The sequence below is a fragment of the Acetobacterium sp. genome, from assembly GCF_036508315.1.
Taxonomy (GTDB): domain Bacteria; phylum Bacillota; class Clostridia; order Eubacteriales; family Eubacteriaceae; genus Acetobacterium.
Genome location: NZ_DATCHP010000025.1, coordinates 40929 through 62934, shown reverse-complemented (window position 1 = coordinate 62934; position 22006 = coordinate 40929). Strand labels below are relative to the sequence as shown.

Here is a 22006-nt window from a genome sequence, read left to right as displayed (position 1 = left end):
TTAATTCAGTTACTAAATCAGTTTTGTTACAAGGCATCATGCTATTGCCCCCGGAAACCGGACATGATAATTCATGGATAGCAAAATGCAAACCACAATCAATAAGTTGACACCCCCAACTGTAAACGTTTCAAATTTTGACAGATCCATAAAATCGTGTAAAAGGAGAATGGGAATATGAGTAATCACAGCAGTTCAAAACTGAGGGTAAACCCTTTAGTTAGTGGCATCAGAGAAGATGACAATCGATTGACATACCTTTTAAATATGATGAAAGATGGTTATCAAAATAAAAGATGGCAAAATAAAGATTGTGGAACCATCGAGGCTTTTTATTATGAAGGATCTGATCTAAAAGAAAAAAGTCTCCCACCAACCACAGAACGACTCATTTGGCTCGTTGATAATTTGAAGCAAGCCATTGGAAACAGGGAACTTGATTCGGGCAATAAGACAACAAAAAGAAGAAATGAAATTATTTCCGGGGAAAAAAGGACGATGCTGGAAGCGAAAAACAACATCATTAATTATGATACAAGCAAAAGTTTTCCTCATAAGTGGTGGGTCTTAGAAGGCGATTCCAAACCTGATATTTTCATTCTGACCGACAAATACATTTTTATAGGTGAAGCAAAAAACGCCGAGGATTCTTTGATGAAAACCACGAACCTGGATGGGGATCGAGTACAGCTGGTTCGAGAAATTGAAGGAGCAATCAAGTACGCCAGAAACAACGTTCTTGATAAAAATGAAAGAGAAGTGATTAGTTTTTATATATTAAGTGAGGAGTTTCTTGGTAAAGACGGCAACAGAGATGATTTAGCCAATACCATGAATGGAGACACAGCCATGTGGGACAACTCACTCAAACATTTGTCACATCAGAGTATTGAAAAAATTAAGCAGACCTTTCTGGGGTATACCACCTGGGAAGATATCACTGAGACCCTTGGTTTCGCTTTTAGTGACTAAAAGGATAAATAAGACAGGGCAAAAATTAAGTTGATTAAGCAATAACTTTACAGTGGACTTGTCATGTGTAAAGCTACGTGTTATAATTCTACCTATAATTCTCTTTACTAGATAATGGAGGTAGAACGAAATGGAAAATTTATCGAATAAAATTGAAAAGCTTAAAAAACAAAAAGATGCGGTAATATTAGCACACTATTATGTGAACGACGAAGTCCAGGCAATTGCCGATTATGTTGGGGATTCCTATTACCTCAGTAAAATGGCGGTTTCTGTTCCCGAAAAGGTTATTATATTTTGCGGCGTTACCTTTATGGGAGAAAGTGCAAAAATTCTCAGCCCTGAAAAAACCGTTATTATGCCGGATTTAAGGGCAGATTGTCCCATGGCTCATATGGCTTCCGCTGAAAAAATCGAAGCGGTAAGAGAAAAATACGACGATTTGGCAGTGGTCTGCTACATTAATTCAACTGCTGAGATCAAAACACATGTTGACGTCTGTGTAACCTCGTCAAATGCCATTAAAATCATCAAAGCATTGCCCGAAAAAAACATCTATTTTGTTCCCGATGAAAATCTGGGAAAATATATTGCCAGGCAGGTACCGGAGAAGAATTTCATCTTCAACGACGGGTTTTGTCATGTTCATGATGAGATTATGACAGATGAGGTTGAGGACGCGTTGGCGGCTCATCCGAACGCAAAAGTCCTGGTGCATCCGGAGTGTACATTAGCCGTCATCGACTTAGCGGATTATGTGGGAAGTACTTCCGGAATCATTGAGTACGCGACCACCAGTGAGGCAGAGGAATTTATTATCTGTACGGAAATCGGTATCTTCTATCAGTTGCAGCAGAAGAATCCGAATAAGAAATTTTACACGGTTAATTCGAACCAGATCTGCCCGAATATGAAAAGGATAAATCTTGAAAAAGTTTGGTTTGCCCTTGAGAAGGGTATCAATCAAATCGAAATAGATGAACCAACGCGACTAAAAGCTGTAAAATCACTTGAAAAAATGCTTGAGCTTTCAAGATAAATGGGGATGATGAAATGAATGGAAAAGCAGACATTATCGTCGTTGGGACTGGAGTGGCAGGTCTGTTCAATGCGTTGAATTTACCAACCGATAAAAAAATACTGATGATTACAAAAACGGGGGTTGATGCCAGTGATTCCTTCCTGGCTCAGGGTGGCATCTGTGTGCTCAGAGACAAAGATGATTATGATAGTTTTTTTGAGGATACCATGAAGGCCGGCCATTATGAAAATAATAAGGCCTCTGTTGATATGATGATACGCACATCACCGGAAATTATCGAAGATCTGGTTTCTTTCGGAGTTGAGTTTGAAAAGAAAGACGGTCAGTTTGCCTATACCAGAGAAGGTGCTCACTCTAAACCAAGAATACTGTACCATCAGGATGTGACGGGTAAGGAAATTACCGGCAAGTTACTGGCCGAAGTGAAAAAGAGAAAAAACATCGAAATTCTTGAATATACAACAATGGTGGACCTGATTTGCGATAGCAGTACTTCTTCAGGCGTCGTGGTTTCAGATGAAGATCATGAAATCAGACTGCTGAAAGCGGATTATGTGGTTTTAGCAACAGGCGGTCTGGGAGGCTTATTTGATAACTCAACGAACTTTCGGCATTTAACTGGAGACCCCATTGCCGTTGCAATGAAACACAAAATCATATTAGAGAATATTAATTATATTCAAATACATCCAACAACCTTGTATTCTAAGAGAAAAGGCAGACGTTTTCTTATTTCTGAATCGGTACGTGGTGAGGGAGCGGTTCTTTACAACCGAAGTATGAAACGATTCGTGGATGAACTTTTGCCCAGAGATGTTCTGACCAAGGCCATTAATGAGCAGATGGAAAAGGATAAAAGCAAGTTTGTCTGGTTAAGCATGAAGGATATGGGCAGTGAGGTCATCAAAAAACGATTTCCGAATATCTATCTGCGTTGCCTGGAAGAAGGTTTTGATGTGACAAAAGAATGCATCCCGGTAACGCCTGCCCAGCATTATTTTATGGGTGGTATTAAGGTGAATCTGGACAGTAAAACTTCAATGGAGCATTTATATGCCATTGGTGAGATCAGCTGCAACGGCGTTCATGGAGCTAATCGGCTGGCAAGCAATTCCCTTTTGGAGAGTCTTGTGTTTGCCAAGCGCTCGGCAACCCATATTGCCAGAAATTATGAATTCCTGGGCACAAAGCAATCAACGGTGGATCTCAATGACTTCAGGGATATAGAACAGTTGCAATTGGATTACAAAAAAATAATATTGGATGAAATAGAAAGGAGCAGTGCCATTGAATGATCTTACAACAATGAAGCTTAATATGGATCCATTAATATTACTGGCTTTAAGGGAGGATATCACCGGTGAAGATATTACAACCAACGCCATTATCAGTAAAGCATCAACCGGAGAAGTGCAGTTGTTATGTAAAGAAAACGGCATCATTGCCGGTTTAGAGGTATTCAAACGCGTGTTTGAATTATTAGATCAAACCAGCGAAATGAAAACCACCTTCAAAGACGGTGATGCGGTTAAGAAAAACGATCTTCTGGCTGTGGTTTCAGGTGATGTGCGAGTGCTCCTTTCAGGTGAAAGAACGGCACTGAATTACCTTCAGCGAATGAGCGGTATTGCCACTTATACCCAAGGGCTGGCAAAGTTACTGACAGGAACAAAAACAAAACTGCTGGATACCCGAAAAACAACACCAAACATGCGAATATTCGAAAAATACGCAGTTAAGGTCGGAGGAGGGACCAATCACAGATTCAATCTATCTGACGGAATATTAATTAAAGACAACCATATCAGCGCGGCCGGAGGTGTTAAGCAGGCAGTTGCTTTAGCCAGAGAATATGCCCCTTTTGTGAGAAAAATCGAGGTAGAGGTTGAAAATCTGGAAATGCTGGCAGAGGCTTTAGAAGCTGGCGCTGACATCATTATGCTTGACAATATGGATGATGCGTCAATGACGCGAGCCGTACAGATTATTGATGGCAGGGCTCAAAGCGAATGCTCAGGAAATATTACTGAAAAACGCCTGATTGAAATTGCAAAAACCGGTGTGGATTTCGTGTCCTGCGGCGCTTTGACACACTCATCGCCAATTCTGGATTTATCCATGAAAAATCTCAGAATATTATAAAAAGTATGAATTATTAAGCAGGTGCAAGAAATGAAAAGAGAAAAAAGATTAGAGGATATTATGGGCAGGCTCAGAGAAGGCCGAGAACCCATATCTGGCACGACTTTGGCGAATGCCTATCAAGTCAGTCGTCAGATCATTGTTCAGGACATTGCTTTTCTCAAAGCCACGCATTGCAATATAATATCCACAAATAAAGGATATATTCTGATGAACCCTCCCGGGAAACAGAAAATATTTAAAGTTTTTCACAATGCCGAACAAATTGCCGATGAATTGTACACAATCGTTGAAGCAGGCGGACAGGTGATCGACGTATTTATTATTCATAAAATTTATGGAGAAATAAAAGTAGGGCTTTCTCTCTCGTCAATAAGAGATGTGGACGAGTTTGTTGTTAATTTGGCGAAAGGTAAAATAAGCCCTTTGATGAAGCTTACCGATGAATATCATTTTCATACAATAGAAGCACCATCAGATAACATTCTGACTATAATCGAAGAAAACCTGCGTGAAAAAAATTATTTGGTCTAATGCAAAGATTCACTAAACAATCGTTGCATGAAGGTGATTTAAACGACAAAAAAGCCGGTGTATCAGAGCAACTTAAAAATAGCTTTGATGCACCGGCTTTTTTTTGCAGTAAGAACTAAAATTTTTCCATATTAAGATTGAACAGCTAAAAGAATGGTATAAACAAAGTAGTGCCTTGCAATTTAGAATAGAAATTATTTATTTGAGAGGCCAAAGATATTTGGAATTGTTATGAAAATAAACGATGAAAAGAGGAAAAGATTATGTCATTGATAGGCACTTTTATTGTTCCCCATCCGCCATTGATTATCCCTGAGGTTGGCAAAGGCCAGGAGAAGCAGATTCAAAAAACCATTGATGCTTATGAAGAAGTTGCCCGTAGAATTGGAGAATTAAAGCCGGACGTCATCATTATCACAACACCTCATTCAGTGCTGTATTCAGATTACCTGCACATTTCACCAGGTGAACATGCTGTGGGAGATTTTAAAGATTTTGGTGTGCCTGAGGTACAAATTGAGGCGGATTATGACAGTGTCTTTGCTCAGAGACTTACATCACTTGCCGAAGAGGCCGGAATACCCGCAGGAACACAGGGAGAAAGAAAAAAGGCACTTGACCATGCAACACTGGTGCCGCTTTACTTTGTAAATAAATACTATCAAGATTATAAGATCGTGCGTATTTCTCTTTCAGGGCTATCACCCCTTAGGCATTACCGTTTCGGGAAATGTATTGCAGAAGCAGCAAAGGAAACCGAAAAGCGGATTGTGATTGTTGCCAGTGGCGATCTTTCTCATAAACTAAAAGCCAGTGGGCCCTATGGTTTGGCAAAGGAAGGCCCGATTTTCGACCATGAACTTACCCAGGCAATTGCAGATGGCGATTTTTTGCGCTTTCTGACTTTTGATGAAGATTTCTGTGAAGCGGCTGCAGAATGCGGTCTGCGGTCATTTATCATTATGGCAGGGGCACTGGACGGTAAATCGGTAACCCCCGAGCTGCTTTCCTATGAGGGTCCTTTCGGGGTAGGTTATGCAGTTGCTGCCTTTTCCATTAACGGAGAGGATGAAAACAGGCATTTTGATGCGATCCTTGAGCAGTCCAAAGTGGCAGACCCGAAGACTGAAAATGATGAAGATGACTATGTTCGGCTTGCTCGAAAGTCCTTAGAGCATTATGTAAAAACCCATCAGCTGCTTCGTCCTACCAAAGAGATTCCAGAGGAACTCATTAATCAAAAAGCAGGGGTGTTTGTTTGCCTGAAAATAAACGATCAGCTCCGGGGATGCGTTGGTACAATTTCTCCGGTGACACCAAGTATTGCAGATGAAATTATTAATAATGCCGTCAGTGCAGGTGCAGCGGACAATCGTTTTCCACCGGTAAGAGAAGATGAACTGCCGCGGCTTGTCTATAGCGTTGATGTACTGGGGGAGGCGACTCCAATCAAATCCATGGAAGAGCTTGACGTCAAACGTTATGGTGTTATCGTCACATCAGGAGCCAGGCGTGGGTTGCTCCTGCCAAATCTGGATGGCATCGATACATCGGAACAACAGGTGAATATCGCACTGCAAAAAGCAGGAATTTCCTCCAATGAACATTATTCCATGAAGCGTTTTGAGGTGGTGAGACACAAATGAGTAAAGTAAAATGTAAAATTTGCCCGCATCAATGTCATATTGATGAAAACGAGATTGGATTTTGCCGGGCCCGAAGCAATAAGAAGGGTGTCATTACCGCCATTAATTATGGGCTAATTACATCAATGGCAATGGATCCCATTGAAAAGAAACCCCTTTACCGATTTTTCCCAGGAAGTTTAATTCTTTCAGTGGGCAGTTTTGGCTGTAATCTTCGGTGCTCATTTTGCCAGAATTATCAAATTTCCATGGCAGGCATTAAGGATATTCAAACCCGAAAGGTTAGTCCACAAGAGCTTGTCAGGCAGGCTCTTGAACTAAAAAATCAAGGAAATATTGGCATCGCTTATACCTATAATGAACCACTGGTCGGTTATGAATATGTAAGAGACTGTGCGCTATTGGCAAGGGAAAAGGGTCTTAAAAATGTACTTGTAACCAATGGCTATGTCTGTGCAGAACCACTAAAGGAGATTTTGCCATATATCGATGCACTAAATATTGACCTTAAAGGCTTCACTGAAGAGTTCTATCATAAGGTCAGCGGTGATTTGGAAACAGTTAAACGCTCGATTAAGCTAGCATCTGAAAATAACCATATAGAGGTCACAACCCTGATTATTCCAGGTGAAAATGACAGTGAGGATGAAATCCGCAAGATGTCACAGTGGCTGGCATCAATACGCTCGGATATTCCTCTGCATTTATCGCGGTTTTTCCCATGTTATAAAATGACTGACCGAAATCCCACAGAAGTTGCCAGTGTTTATGCTCTTGCTGAAATTGCAAGGGAATCCCTGGATTATGTATATGTAGGGAATTGTTAGATAATGCGTTTTAAATTTTGAGATTAAAAAAAATCCTGTCGGTGATTTGATTTATTTTATGCAATTCCAGCAAGCTGTTGACTTATTTTGCAACTTCATTTTTTGCAAAGTAAAAAAGCAGCTTGTTTTTATGAATAAAGATTTTTGTAATCCATGCGCACTAAAATGGAGGTTTCAGGCAGTTAATTATGGGTATTAAACAAAGATAGCAGTATAATGTGAATTTGAATCATATACTGCACTTGAGACATATGGATATTTGATGTAAAATATAATCACTTGGAAATAAAGCAGGAAAGGACTTATGGAATAATGGACGCTTATTTAAAGTTAATCATCGAGGGCGTTGTGTTAATCACCTACATTCTCACCGATTTATGGATTATTTTAGTGAAATTCGAAGGATCTTTGAAATTGAGTCAGGAGGGAGTCGAAATTTCAAGTGAAGAACTTGAAGGAAATAAAAAAATGAATGGTATCAGACGGTTTTTTTATAACCAAAAAAAATATCTTCATGGGCCTATTTCCAGATTGAATGAAAATTATAAATATATTCTGATGGTCTATAAGAAATTCAATGAAGAAATCTCTAAAAAATATGCCCTTCCGGCTGCTTCAGAATGGCTGTTGGATAACTTTTATATTATTGACGAAGAAGTGCAGATAATCAAACGAGATTTAGATAAACGCAGCTATTTGCGGCTACCCACCCTTAAAACAGGTCCATCAAAGGGCCATACCCGAATATATGCCATGGCTTTGGATTTTGTTGAACGAACGAATGGGCTGTTTGATGAAGAAAAACTTTTGGATTTTCTGGAGGCATACCAGTCTCATGATGTGCTTCTTGAACGGGAAATAATTGCAATGCCCATGATGATGAAACTTGCAATAATAGAAAAAATTAAACATCTTTGCGAGGATATCCAAAGCATGCAAATACAGTGGCATAAAGCAGACAAAATTTTTGATGAGTGGCTTTCCATAGATGATTTAGACAAAGGAGGGATTATTAAGCTGTTCCAAGATAACCTGGATACCTTCGATGAAGGTAACCCGGATTTTATTGATCATTTTTTCTATCACTTAAGAAGATCTGGACGCAGTTATGCCGGTGTTTTACGAGTTATGGATGAAATTCTTGAGAAGCTGGGATCATCAACAGAGATCATTACCCAAAATGAGCATGATATTCAGTCTCAGAAAACTGTTTCGATGAGTAACTGTATTACCAGTCTGCATTTTTTTTCAACATTGGATTGGTCAGAAATTTTTGAGTCGGCAAGTTTTGTGGAACAAATATTAAAACAGGACCCGGATGGGACATATCCCGGGATGGATGCCAATACTCGGTATTATTATAAAAACAAAGTCGAAGAACTGGCCTTGAGTTATGGCGTTTCTGAACTTGACATTGCCAATCTGGCTATTGAGGCTGCATCAGATGCCTATACCGGCTGGGACGAAAAGAAATCGGCAAATACAAAAATTCAGCGCACTTGGCATGTTGGGTATTATCTCATTGATAAAGGAATAAAGATCCTTGAAACCAGACAAAAAAAGACAGAAAACTTTTCGCCGGCAGAAGAAAGGATTTTAACCAGGAACAAATACGGAATCGTTTACATCGGTTCGGTTGGCCTGATTACCATCATCCAGATTGCCATTGCAATTCAGTATTCGATGCTTGTTGCCACATCAAATGTGCTGTTTTTTTCACTATTGGCAGCCATTGTTGTCTTGATACCTGCTTCTGAAATTGCGGTAAAAGCAGTAAATCTTGTTATCTGTCATGCATTAAAACCTTCTTATTTTTCAAAACTTGAGTTAAAAGAGGGCATTCCGGAAGGCTTGAGTACGATTGTTGCAGTGCCGACTTTGATTGCGGATGAAGAGCATGCAAAAGAACTTTTAGAGAAACTTGAAAACCATTATTTATCGAACCGAGAAGAAAATCTATATTTTGCTTTAATCGGGGCATTCAGTGATTCCGACGAAGATAAAATGGATGATGAGATCATTAACGCCACATTATCCGGAGTAAAGGAACTCAACAGGAAATATGCTAAAGGACATGCAGACAAATTCTACTTTTTCCATCGGCGCAGTCATTTCAATGAAAAGAATAAAAAATGGATTGGATGGGAAAGAAAAAGAGGCGCAATCATAGAATTTAATGATCTGGTTCTGGGCTCATCAGATACAAGTTTTGGCTATTCATCCTGTGAAAAGCCACCTTTTTCCAAGGTGAAATACATCATTACATTGGATAATGATACAATTCTTCCAATGGGCATGGCCAAGAAAATGATTGGAACCATGGCCCACCCCTTAAATCGGCCTGTGATTGATAAAGAAAAAGGGGTTGTTGTTGAGGGATATGGGTTGATACAGCCCAGGATCGAAGTCGATAATGAAAGCTCCAATAAATCTCGGTTCTCACGGATTTTTACCGGGCAGCAAGGGATAGATCCCTATTCCAATGCCATCTCCGATGTTTATCAGGATCTTTTTGGTGAGGGAATTTATACCGGAAAGGGAATTTACGACCTAAGGGTTTTTCAAAGTGCAATGAAGGATACTCTTCCGGATAATACGGTTTTAAGTCATGACTTGCTCGAAGGTTCTTATGTCCGGACCGGTCTGGTAACAGATCTTAAATTGGTAGACTCTTACCCATTGCGGTACAACTCATTTTCAGCCAGACTCCACCGCTGGGTAAGAGGTGACTGGCAGCTGGTTAAGCAAATAACCGGAAAAATTCACAATCGCAGCGGCAATAAAATTGCGAATCCCCTTTCTCTTCTATCACGATGGAAAATGCTGGATAACTTGAGAAGAAGCCTCTTAGCTCCGGCTTTGATGATTTTGGTATTCCTGAGTTTCAGTATTTTGCCTGGCAGCATTTATTTTTGGCTTGGAATTTTTCTTTTTACCTTGTCATTTCCACTGATTATGGGGGTGATTGGACAATTAATGACCTTGCGTTTTGAATATGAACTGATCAAAAATTATATGCCTGTTATGTGGGGGTTAAAAGCTTTATTTATGCAATTTTTGCTGACTCTGATTTTTTTGCCCTATCAGGCATGGCTGATGACGAATGCAATTTCAGTGACACTGGTTCGTGTTTTTATCACAAAGAAGAATTTACTGGAATGGGTTACGTCAGATGATATTGAGAAATCCCAGAAAAATACTATAAGAGGTTACATCTATGTTATGAAAGCGACTTTTCTTGAAGCTTTTGTTATCCTGATACTCGCGGTTAGTTTTAAACCGGAATCAATATTTCTTAGTCTTCTCTTTTTAATCGGTTGGGGAAGTGCGCCATTTATCGCCTATTGGATCAGTAAAGACTTTATCATTCTGAAAGCGAAGATTTCAGAAGAGGATAAACATGAACTGGGAAGAATCGCGCGAAAGACATGGCGATATTTCGAGGAATTCACAAGCATTCACACCCATTACCTTCCTCCGGACAACTATCAGGAAGATCCCCCCAGATGTATGGCTTTAAGAACATCTCCCACAAATATTGGCTTTGGGCTTATGGCTATATTGTCCGCCAGAGACTTCGGATTTATCGGAACCCATGAGATGATGAATCTGATTGAAAAAACGGTAACCACCCTTGAAGGATTAAAAAAATGGAATGGGCATTTTTATAACTGGTATGATGTTACGACATCAGAACCACTGCAACCTATGTATATCTCAACAGTTGACAGCGGAAACCTGTTATGCTATCTTACAACTTTATGTGAAGGATTAAAAGATTATCTTGACCGTCCTATTCTTGACGTTCAATTTTCAAATGGCTTCAGAGACACCTTGGCGTGCGCTGAGAAAGAAGACTATGCGGTCTATAATAAAAATTTTCCGATGGATGTGCTTACAGGAAATATTTCTGACAATCTGATTCTTTGGAACCAGGCACTTAACAAGCTTATTATGGGACAGGGGTTAGAAGAAATCAAAGAAGGACAAGGACACTGGAAAACGAAAATTGATCAAATGCTTAAGATGTTTAAAAATGATATGACCCTATTTAGGCCGGGGATCGACATGCTGGAAAAAATTCCAGGTAAATTACTCGAAAAAGATATTGATGAAGACATTAATGACACGATTAAAGAATTGATTGTATTGCTTAAGGAAAACTGTGACGTAAATCACTTAACAGCAGCTTATCAGGCTGAGATAAAATGCGTGAATAAACTGATTGACAGTATTCAGAAAAGTGGATCAGAGGAATTTAATGAGACACTGCCCTGGCTTTTCGAATTGGAGGAAATCCTGAATAACTCCACTTCAACCACCCAGCAATTTATTAAGCGATACAAAGCTCTGATTGAAAGAATCGACGCCTTGTCAGATGCAATGGAATTTTTACATTTATATGACAAAAAGAAAGAATTGTTCAGTATTGGGTACAATCCAGAAGAAAGAAAGCTGACTAATTCGTACTATGATCTGCTGGCCTCGGAGTCCCGTCAAACCAGTTATATTTGTACCGCAAAAGGGAAGATACCACCTTCACATTGGTATAAATTGGGGCGGTCACTAACAATTATGGATCGTTATAAAGGTCTGATTTCCTGGACGGGGACCATGTTTGAGTATTTAATGCCCATACTTATTATGAAAAGTTATAAAAATACATTATTGGATGAAACCTACTCGTTTGTCATTAAAAGTCAGAAAAAATATGGCAATCAGAAAAAAATGCCCTGGGGAACTTCAGAATCAGGGTTTAATTCCCTGGATAAGAATAGCGATTATCAATATAAAGCCATTGGTGTCCCTTGGTTAGGACTGAAAAGAGGGTTAATTGAAGATGCTGTAGCTGCGCCTTATGCAACATTTTTAGCCCTGCTTGTTGATCCTGAGGCCGCAGTCAAAAATATTAAGCGTCTTAAAGCTGAAGGTCTGGAAGGACCTTACGGATTTTATGAAGCAGCAGATTATACCCCTGCGAGATTGCAGTATGACAAAAATCGAGCAATCATAAAAAGTTTCATGGCCCACCATCAGGGGATGAGTCTGGTTGCCCTTAATAATTGTCTGCATAACAATATTATGCAGAGACGATTTCATAGGAATCCTGAAATCCGTGCGGCACAGCTCTTGTTACAGGAAAAGGTTGCTTCAAACATAATATATACCAATACAGCACAGAAAATGGTAGTGTCTCATAAGGAACTCATTACCAAAGATGACCGTACATTACGGCGGTTTTTAAAACCTGATCCGGTACTACCCAATGCGCATATCTTATCGAATGGTAATTATTCAATCATGATTACTGACAGAGGAACAGGATACAGCAAAAATAAATTGGGGACCCTGACACGTTGGAGGGAAGATAGTACACTGGACCCCTATGGGATGTTCTTTTATTTGCGTAACGTGGAAACGAATACGATCTGGTCTGCTGCTTATGCCCCATTAAATGTGTTGCCGAAAAAATATGAGGTGGTTTTTACAACGGATAAAGCAACATTTAACCGCCGTGATGAAGAAATTGAAACAAAAACTGAAGTAATTGTTACATCTGGCGATAATGTTGAAATTCGCAGGATTTCGCTGAAAAATTTAGGTGAAAGTTACTGTATCCTGGAATTAACCAGCTATTTTGAAGTGGTCATGGCACCTCAGGCAACAGATTTGGCACATCCGGCTTTTAGCAATCTTTTTGTAGAAACCAGCATTCTTCGGGATAAGCAATGCATCATTGCAAACCGACGTCCCAGGGTCCACAGCGAGAATGAAATGTGGATGGCTAATGCTGTTGTCATAAAAGGGTCAGGCCTTGAGGAAATTCAGTATGAAACAGACCGGATGCAGATGATCGGCAGAGGGAACACCGTAAAGAACCCAATTGCAATAATGCAGGAAAAACCGCTTTCCAATACCAGTGGACCGGTACTGGACCCCGTGATGAGTATCCGGACAAAAGTGAAAATTGAACCTTATAGCACCATACAAATGTCATTTTTGAATGCCGTGAGCGAAGATAATGAAACATTGCTTGCTACAATAGACAAATATGCAAGTCCTGGTGCTGTTGAAGAAGCTTTTAAACTGGCTTTGGCAAGAGGTAAGGTTGAATCAGAATACTTAAATATGAATGCAGCTGAAATGGAACTTTACCAGGCAATGATTTCTGATATCCTATTCATCAGTCCTACAAAAAGAATTAATCAGGCGCTGATCATGGGGAACAAGAAAGGACAATCGTCATTATGGCGTTATGGTATTTCTGGAGACCTGCCGATCGTATTTGTGAAACTAAGCAAAATAGATCAGATGGCAATATTGTATGAGGCTTTAAAAGCTCATGATTATTGGCGTTTAAAGGAGTTAAGAGTCGATTTGGTTATTTTGAGTGAAGAGAAACATGAGTATGCACTTCCACTTCATCACCTCATCGCTGACTTTATATTAGAAAGTCAGAACCATGACATTATCAACAAAACCGGAGATGTTTTTATCCTTGATAAGAATACAACGCCAAAAGAAGATGTCAAGTTGCTTTATGCTATTGCCAGAATCATATTAAATGGTGATGGCGGAACCATGAGTGAGCAGATCAAGAGGCCCCAGAGACCTCTGCTTCCTGGAAAAATGGAGTTTTCAGGTGCTCCTTTAGAGGTGATCATGCCAAAAACCAATGAGCTGAAACTCTTATATAATAACGGACTTGGAGGGTTCGGGCAAAACGGCGGTGGCTATGTCATTCAACTTAAAAAAGGAGAAAATACGCCACTGCCATGGACCAATGTCATAGCGAACCCTGATTTTGGTTTTATTGTTTCAGAAGCTGGATCAGGATATACATGGCATAAAAACAGCCGTGAAAACAAATTGACCCCCTGGTCAAATGATGAAGTATCAGACAGTCCCGGAGAAGTAATCTACATCGGAGATGATGAGACAGGAGCGTTGTGGACAGCAACAGCAGAGCCCATCAGAGAAGATGAACCTTACACCATCAAGCACCGGTTCGGTTATTCTTTATTTGAGCATACCAGTCATGGCATCAAACAGAGAATGACCCAGCATGTACCGGTTAATGGGTCTGTTAAAATAAGCATCCTCAACTTAAAAAATGATTCGGAAAAAATGAGGAATTTAACACTAACCTATTATATACGGCCGGTAATGGGGGTAAGCGATCAGGTAACCGCCATGCATATAAAAACGAGTTTTGGTGAATCAGGGGCTTTTTTAATAGAAAATCCTTATAATGAGGAGTTTCCCGGTGAAATTTGTTTTATGGATGTTTCAGTCAGGGAACGCTCAGTCACCGGGGATCGTAAAGAGTTTTTTGGTGCCGGAGATATGAGTTCTCCTGATAGTTTGTCCAATGAAGAGCTTTCCGGAACAATGGGTATCGGTCTTGACCCATGTGGTGCTATTCAGGTGAAGGTCACACTTAACCCAAATGAGAGAAAGAACATTGTTTTCCTCTTAGGAATAGCTGCTAAGCAGCAGGAAGTCAATGCGATTGCAACAAGATTTTTGGATGAGAAAAATGCCAAAGAATCCTTACGTGAGGTTAAAACGTTCTGGAAAGAAAAGTTAGGCATCGTTCAGGTGGATACGCCAACCCTGCCGATGAATCTGATGCTAAATGGATGGCTCCAGTATCAGGTTATATCCAGTCGATTATGGGCACGATCAGGGTTTTATCAGGCAGGAGGTGCCTATGGTTTCAGGGATCAGCTCCAGGACTGTTTGTCCATTGCCCATCTCTGGCCGGAAATATCCCGTTCCCAAATTCTCCTTCATGCAAAACATCAATTCACCCAGGGAGATGTCCAGCATTGGTGGCATGAGCCGCTTGGCAAGGGAACCCGGACGGGCTTTACAGACGATCGTTTGTGGCTCCCCTATGTCACCGCTGAATACATAAGAATCTCCGGAGATCGTCAGATACTGGATGAAGAAGTTTCATTTTTAGAAGATTCAGAATTGAAGGAATTCGAAGATGAACGGTATGGGACGCCAAGGGTTTCAGAGACAAAGGCATCTTTGTATAACCACTGTATCAGAGCCATTGAAATTTCCCTGAAGTTCGGGGAACATGGACTGCCATTAATGGGAACCGGGGATTGGAATGACGGCATGAATACTGTGGGAAATAAAGGACTAGGGGAAAGCGTGTGGCTGGGTTGGTTTTTAATTTCCAACCTTGATCTGTTTATTCCCATATGCAAGGAAACAGGGGATGATGAAAGAGCAGGAAAATATACCGGAATAAGAGAAAAAATACATGAAGCCATTGAAAAGAATGGATGGGATGGAAACTGGTATCGACGGGCTTATTTCGATAATGGACAACCTCTGGGATCGGCGGAAAACATTGAGTGTAAAATCGATTCTATTGCCCAAAGCTGGTCGGTCATATCCGGGGCGGGTAATCCGGAAAGAGCCATTCAGGCCATGAATTCCCTGGATGAATTTCTGATATGCAGGCAGGATGGGGTAATCAAACTGCTAACACCACCTTTTGATAAATCGGATCTGGAACCAGGATATATTAAAGGATACATACCAGGGGTCAGAGAAAATGGCGGACAATATACCCATGCAGCAGCCTGGGTTGTTATTGCTTTTGCCAAACTGGGAGATGGAGACAAAGCCTGGGAACTCTTTGAACTCATTAACCCCATTAACCATACTCAAGACCTCAGAGAATATTGCCGATATAAAACGGAACCCTATGTCATCGCAGCCGATGTTTACTCTGAATCTCCGCATTCAGGAAGAGGCGGGTGGACATGGTATACCGGGGCTGCCGGGTGGATGTACCGAGCTGGCCTTGAATATATACTGGGCTTCCAGAAAAATGGCGATACAATTATTATGGATCCTTGTATTCCTCAAAAATGGAAAGAGTATCATATAACGTACAATTATCATGGATCAACCTATGATATTAAGGTTAAAAATCCAGATGGAATTAACAAAGGTGTAAAACAACTATCGCTTGACGGGATATTATCAACGAATAATGTGATAAATCTTAGCGATGATGGAAAATTTCATGATGTTGAAGTTATCATGGGTATTTGGGCAATAAAGAAGTGATTTGCATCAGTCTTGTTCAAGAAACAAAAAAACGGCTTAAGCCGTTTTTTTGTTTGCAAAATTCAGTCTTAAAACCATTTGTGTTTTTTGAAATAGAATAAAGATAATGATGTAATAGTAAGGCATAACACAATAACAAATGGATAAGTATAAACCCATTTAAACTCAGGCATGATGAGATTCATGCCATACCATCCGACAATGAGGGTCAGAGGCAAAAAAATTGAAGTGATAACGGTGAATATTTTCATGACATAATTAAGACTGATGTCCAACTGTTCCTGATAGGCTTCTCGCACCTGCGAGCCATAATCTCTGAGATTCACTACGCCATTAAACAATCGATTGACCCGATTAGTATGTATTTTAAAATATCGAAGTTCCTTTTTGTCGATGAGCCCATTCTCATTTTCCTCAATGGATTCGGCAATCTCTAATAATTCCTGATAGTAACGCTTAAGACTCAGCAGCTTTTTCCGGAAAGTGATCAGATAATTGACTAGATCATTCTGTTTGGAAGCAATTAAATCTTCCTCAAGATCCGAAATTTCCTGCTCGATTTTTTCAAGTTGAAATCGGTCATTAAGGGTTAATTTATCAAAAAACAAACGTATTATCTTTCCCGGGCTCAGATTTTTTATTTTTTCTGAAGCAATTTGAATAACGAGTTTATTCATATACGTACTGTCATTTGATATAAATAACAGGAATTTGCCTGTAAAATAAATGGAAATCCGTTTAGGTTTATTACCCTTATTAATAGCGTCAGGAATATTCAGGGTAATAAAATCAAAACCATCATGGCTTTCAAATTTAGAGACGATACCGGTTAAACATTCATCAATGATTTTTTGACAGAGACCCAGTTTATGGCTCATGGCTTGCAGCTCTTCACAATTAAGGATACATAAATGTGATTTGCCTTCAATGGTATTGATGTGTTCCAGGGTATCAATTTCCAACGTATCATTATCAATCAGATATATCATCATTATCACATCCTGATCTTTTGGGTAGTATTTTTTACAAAAAAAACCTTTTTATTTTTTGGACTTATTTTTAATAAAGTAACTTGTAACATGGGATTTGCTGCTTTTTCGCGACTGAATTTCAAATTGTTTTAAAGACGATAAAAGAGGCGTTAATTTTGAGTGACCGTAGTTTCTGGTATCAAAATCAGGGTAACGGTTGTTGAGCCTTGAACCGACTTCTCCCAGATTTGCCCAGCCATCCTCGTCTGAACTCTCAGTAATAATTGTTTTAATTGATTCGATGAGGTCTTTTGTATTGGCCATACTTTCTTTTGGTGCCTCAGGCTTTTCAGTTGTTCCATTTGTTTCGTAAGAATCTGTTCGAATTGCGGCTAAAACCTCAAGATATTTAAACTTGTCACAGGCAGAGATGAAAGGTGTCGGTGTTTTCTTTTCCCCCATGCCAATCACATACATGCTGGCTTCTCTCAGACGGGTGGCGAGTCTGGTGAAATCACTGTCACTGGATACAATGCAAAAACCGTCTACATTATTAGAATAGAGAATATCCATTGCATCAATGATTAGTGCTGCATCTGTGGCATTCTTACCGGTTGTATAGGCATATTGCTGAATGGGGGTAATTGAGTAATTCAGCAACACCGTTTTCCATGACCCCAGTTGCGGCTTCGTCCAATCTCCATAGATTCGCTTGAATGTAGGTATGCCATGGTTGGAAATCTCATCAAATATATATTTGATATATTTATCTGAAACATTATCAGCATCTATTAAAACTGCAATTTTCATATCGCTTTTCATATTGTTCCCCTTAATAGCAATAGTCTGCTATTTTATTTAGCACGATGAATAGTTTATTTAAGAAAAATAAATCTGTTTTGATTTTACTTTATAAAAATTCATTTAATATAATTATAATAGAATTTTTACTATTTTACAACTTATTTAAGGTATGTCATAAAGACGTTCCTCTTCCCGGTCATTGGTCAGCTTAAGTTTATCCAAAATATAAAAAACAAGGCTTAAACCCATTCCGACAACAGCAGAAAGAACCATACCTCGCAGCTGAATACTTCCAAAGTTTACCGCAACACCAGAGAGACCAACCACAAAAACCACCGAGGTTAAGGCAAGATTTCTGGATTTGCCATAGTCAACCTGGGCATCTACGATAATACGTATACCGGCAGCACCGATCATCCCGTAAAGTAAAAAGGAGATCCCGCCAATTACCGGCCCGGGGATGGTACTGATGAGCATGGAAAACTTACCGACAAAGGAACAGATAATGGATAAAATGGCAGCACCGGCAATGACACGAACACTGTAGACTTTGGTAACGGCCATAACGCCAATATTTTCACCATAGGTAGTGGTTGGTACAGAACCGATTAATCCTGAAACCATGGTTGAAAAGTTATCGGCAAACAGAGACCGATGAAGACCGGGATCTTTTAGTAAATCTCTGCCAATGACTTTACTGGTAACAATCTGGTGACCAATGTGTTCAGATGCAATAACCAAAAGTACCGGAAGAATAATAATAATTGCTTCTAATTTAAATTGCGGAAATTGGAAATTCGGCAAAGACAACCAGGGGGCATTCGCCACGGTCTGGAAATTCGCCGGACCGATAACACCAGTCAATAGAGCGGCAACATAACCTGCAATAATCGAAATAAGAATCGGAATCACTGACAGGAATTTTCTAAACAGAACAGAGCCAAAAACTGCAAAGCCCAGGGTGACTAGAAAAACGATGACATTTTCCGGGGCAACGACTGTGACAATCTGGGAATAAAGACCAGTGGCCCCATCAAGGACATAGGTTGTTTGGGGCAGAATACCGGCAGTCAGTGCAGCTGTACTAGCCAGCTCAAGACCGATAAGGGCAACAACCGGGCCCATGGCAGCCGGTGGCAGCACAATATTAATCCAGTCAATCCCAAACTTATAAATGATGCCCGCCAGAATACAACCACACAAGCCAACAACAACGAATCCTCCTAAAGCGTAAGAATAGCCCCAGGTGGCGATCACGATACCAGCAGGAGCTAAAAAGGCAAAACTTGAACCAAGATAAGCCGGTGATTTTCCTTTAGTAATAAGGATGAACAGCAATGTACCAACACCGTTCATTAAAAGGACAATGGCGGGATTGATACCAAAAAGGAAAGGCACCAGTACGGATGCTCCAAACATGGCAAACATATGTTGTAAGCTCAGTGGCACCAGTAAGTTAAACGGAACCTTATCCTCCACTTGAATTATTTTTCGATTATTCATTTTTGCTCATCTCCATTCTTTTATTTTCCTTAAAATTATATCACATTAAAAGAATCCCGGAAAGACTATTAATAGGAGTAGATTGGCAATATCGGGTAAAGTCAGCAGCATTTAATAAAAACAGGAACATTATTGAAAATTGACGAATCGAGTAAGTTTACAGAGGATAAACCCGTGTGATACAATGCCAAAAGAAAACAATGCATTATTAAGGAGATTTTTATGAAGATAACCGTTAATACTAAACTATATGCCGTTATTGGAGATCCCATAGCCCAGAGCCTGTCGCCACAACTACATAACGGACTTTTTAAAACCAGTCATATCGATGCCCTCTATTTGCCGGTAGAGGTTAAATCCGAAAATTTGGAAAAACTCATAGACGGTTTTCGTTTATTGAACTTCGGAGGATTTAACATAACCAAACCACATAAAATGGCAATTATGAAGTATTTGGATGAAATCGATCCACTGGCCGAGAAAATCGGAGCTGTGAACACAGTGGTTTGTCGCGAGGGGAAAATGATTGGCTACAACACGGATGGTTTTGGGTTTATTAAATCCATTGAAAACAAACTTGGAAACATTCAAAAAGAAGCGCTGAGTATTTTAATATTAGGGTGCGGCGGTGCAGTAAAATCCGTTGCCATGGCTTTAGCCGATTGGGGTATTAAAAAAGTAATTATTTCCAATCGTACCTTTGAAAAAGCCGAAAATTTGGCAGCTCAAATTAATGAAAGCTGGCCGGGGAAAGCAATGGCTATTCCCATGGAAGAAGACCTTTTAAAGAAAATGATTCAGGAGGTTGGGGTCATAGTCAATGGTACCAGTCTTGGAATGGCCGATCATCCCGAAAAGACGCCACTTGCAAAAACCTTACTGAGAGCGGATATTCTGGTCTATGATATGATTTACAGTCCACCCATGACCCAGCTGCTTAAGGATGGAAAGGCTTCAGGAGCCAAAATAGAAAACGGCCTTGAAATGCTTTTGTACCAAGGGCTGTTGGCCTTTGAATTGTGGACTGGCATTTTTCCGGATCCCGAAGTAGGAAGATCCTTATTGGTCAAGGGATTAGAGTAGTATGGAAAATAAGACAAGCCGCATTGCTCTCATTGGTTTTATGGCAACCGGAAAATCAACCATTGGTCCGTTATTAGCAGAAAAATTAGGATATGTGTTCATCGATACCGATGCGATGGTTGAAGAATCCATGGGAATGAAAATTTCTGAAATATTCAGGGATTTGGGAGAGGAGGCCTTTCGGGAAGCGGAGCATCAGGCTTTAAAAAAAGCCTTAGCTATGGAAAAAGTTATCATCTCAACCGGAGGTGGGATCATATTATTTAAGCGGAATCGACAGATGCTAAAAGAAAAAGCCTTTGTCGTAAGCCTGACCTGTGAACCTGAAACAATTTTTGAACGCATTCAAGGTGATCAGTCACGACCGCTTCTGAGAAGCAGCGATCCACTGAAACAAATAAAAATGATGATGGCAGAACGGCAGTCCTTTTATGAAGACTGTGATTTTCAAATTTCAACTGAAGAATGGACAACACCGGAATGCTGCGAGAAGATCGTGAGTTTGTACAAAAAGCATGAAAAAACAGACCAGTAGAATCAATTCACTGGTCTGCTGTTTGGTAGCTTAGTATTTGGTTTTAGTAGCCTTAAGATCGCATATATAACAATCAGTCAGTCTTTGAACGGCTTCAGGGTCCATTACCGGCCATGAATATTCCAATGCTTCACAATGGGCAGTTGTAATATCCTCAGAATATATATAATCAATGCAGCCATTGCATTTTTTATCTTCTGTTTTTTCAATGAGTTCAAGAACTGATGAGTTAATAAATGTTCGGTATTCTTTGTAAGCTGCGGTTTTATTATTTTCAAATAAACTCATTATGCCACTCCTATCTTTTTTATCTGATGTTCTGATTTGCAGATGGTATATGGTACACTTATATCTGCCATAATAATATATTACCGTATATTTTCATAAAAACAAGATAATATTTTGTTCAATTTTCTTTTTTTATGATAAAAACAAGATTTGCTTCAAAGAACAATTGACATTTATTTAAGAATATGGTATTATTTCAAACAGTGTCGTGTGAAATAATACCAGTTTATTTCGCTGAAATGATGGAATTGCATAGGCAGAGAACCTAAATCTTTGATTTTGTGTGAATCACTCAGTTGTTTGTACCGTATTTTGGGTAGGTACCAAAGATCAGTTATATTTTTTATTTTGCCGGAGTGATGGAATTGGCAGACGTGACGGACTCAAAATCCGTTGTGAGAAATCACGTGCGGGTTCAAGTCCCGCCTTCGGCACCATTAAGCTCCTTTAGCTCAGTTGGTTAGAGCACCTGACTCTTAATCAGGGTGTCCAGGGTTCGAATCCCTGAAGGGGCACCATTAGAAAACGCATAAGAGCGCCATCCGTTGGCGCTCTTATTT

14 protein-coding genes and 2 tRNA genes are annotated in these 22006 nt (G+C 39.9%); 12 read left to right on the top strand and 4 right to left on the bottom strand.

Annotation, left to right across the window (positions count from 1 at the left end; genetic code table 11):
* Positions 1–177 precede the first annotated feature (177 nt).
* From VIK44_RS02985 to VIK44_RS02950, 8 genes are all read left to right on the top strand, one after another.
* The gene (locus VIK44_RS02985) at positions 178–972 is read left to right on the top strand and encodes a hypothetical protein (protein WP_331552356.1); all 795 of its coding nucleotides are present in this window, start codon (positions 178–180) and stop codon (positions 970–972) included.
* 130 nt (positions 973–1102) lie between these two features.
* Positions 1103–2011 (top strand): quinolinate synthase NadA, encoded by a 909-nt coding sequence (gene nadA, locus VIK44_RS02980; RefSeq protein WP_331552355.1) that lies wholly within the window; start codon positions 1103–1105, stop codon positions 2009–2011.
* 14 nt (positions 2012–2025) lie between these two features.
* Entirely contained in the window at positions 2026–3309 is a 1284-nt protein-coding gene (locus tag VIK44_RS02975) for an L-aspartate oxidase (protein WP_331552354.1), read from the top strand.
* Positions 3302–4156, top strand: a complete 855-nt coding sequence (gene nadC / locus VIK44_RS02970; RefSeq protein WP_331552353.1) for a carboxylating nicotinate-nucleotide diphosphorylase — start codon at positions 3302–3304, stop codon at positions 4154–4156. Before VIK44_RS02975 ends, nadC begins: the two co-directional genes overlap by 8 nt.
* A 30-nt stretch (positions 4157–4186) precedes the next feature.
* The gene (locus VIK44_RS02965; protein ID WP_331552352.1) at positions 4187–4690 is read left to right on the top strand and encodes a transcription repressor NadR; all 504 of its coding nucleotides are present in this window, start codon (positions 4187–4189) and stop codon (positions 4688–4690) included.
* 263 nt (positions 4691–4953) lie between these two features.
* The gene (gene amrA, locus VIK44_RS02960) at positions 4954–6336 is read left to right on the top strand and encodes an AmmeMemoRadiSam system protein A (RefSeq protein WP_331552351.1); all 1383 of its coding nucleotides are present in this window, start codon (positions 4954–4956) and stop codon (positions 6334–6336) included.
* Entirely contained in the window at positions 6333–7163 is an 831-nt protein-coding gene (amrS, locus tag VIK44_RS02955; RefSeq protein ID WP_331552350.1) for an AmmeMemoRadiSam system radical SAM enzyme, read from the top strand. The genes amrA and amrS overlap by 4 nt, the downstream gene beginning before the upstream one ends.
* A 312-nt stretch (positions 7164–7475) precedes the next feature.
* On the top strand, positions 7476–16262 hold the full coding sequence (locus VIK44_RS02950; RefSeq protein ID WP_331552349.1) for a GH36-type glycosyl hydrolase domain-containing protein: 8787 nt from the start codon (positions 7476–7478) through the stop codon (positions 16260–16262).
* A 68-nt stretch (positions 16263–16330) separates the two neighbouring features.
* Here the strand turns inward: VIK44_RS02950 and VIK44_RS02945 are convergent, their stop codons facing one another.
* The 3 genes from VIK44_RS02945 to uraA form a co-directional block, all read right to left on the bottom strand.
* Positions 16331–17254 carry a CorA family divalent cation transporter gene (locus VIK44_RS02945; protein ID WP_331552348.1) on the bottom strand — a complete coding sequence of 308 codons (924 nt, stop codon included), beginning with the start codon at positions 17252–17254 and terminating at the stop codon, positions 16331–16333.
* A gap of 48 nt (positions 17255–17302) precedes the next feature.
* Positions 17303–18055 (bottom strand): NYN domain-containing protein, encoded by a 753-nt coding sequence (locus VIK44_RS02940; RefSeq protein WP_331552347.1) that lies wholly within the window; start codon positions 18053–18055, stop codon positions 17303–17305.
* 144 nt (positions 18056–18199) lie between these two features.
* Complete coding sequence (gene uraA / locus VIK44_RS02935) at positions 18200–19540, bottom strand: uracil permease (protein ID WP_331552346.1); 1341 nt, start codon at positions 19538–19540, stop codon at positions 18200–18202.
* A gap of 222 nt (positions 19541–19762) precedes the next feature.
* On the opposite strand from uraA, the gene aroE reads away from it, so the two are divergent.
* Positions 19763–20623 (top strand): shikimate dehydrogenase, encoded by an 861-nt coding sequence (gene aroE, locus VIK44_RS02930; RefSeq protein ID WP_331552345.1) that lies wholly within the window; start codon positions 19763–19765, stop codon positions 20621–20623.
* Between the two features lies 1 nt (position 20624).
* Positions 20625–21158 carry a shikimate kinase gene (locus VIK44_RS02925; RefSeq protein WP_331552344.1) on the top strand — a complete coding sequence of 178 codons (534 nt, stop codon included), beginning with the start codon at positions 20625–20627 and terminating at the stop codon, positions 21156–21158.
* Positions 21159–21188: 30 nt separating this feature from the next.
* Here VIK44_RS02925 and VIK44_RS02920 read toward each other — a convergent pair whose 3' ends face one another.
* On the bottom strand, positions 21189–21446 hold the full coding sequence (locus VIK44_RS02920) for a hypothetical protein (RefSeq protein ID WP_331552343.1): 258 nt from the start codon (positions 21444–21446) through the stop codon (positions 21189–21191).
* A 350-nt stretch (positions 21447–21796) separates the two neighbouring features.
* Between VIK44_RS02920 and VIK44_RS02915 the strand changes: the two genes are divergently transcribed.
* Both VIK44_RS02915 and VIK44_RS02910 read left to right on the top strand, forming a co-directional pair.
* Positions 21797–21883 (top strand) — tRNA-Leu (locus VIK44_RS02915).
* Positions 21884–21887: 4 nt separating this feature from the next.
* Positions 21888–21964 (top strand) — tRNA-Lys (locus VIK44_RS02910).
* The last annotated feature ends 42 nt before the right edge of the window (positions 21965–22006 follow it).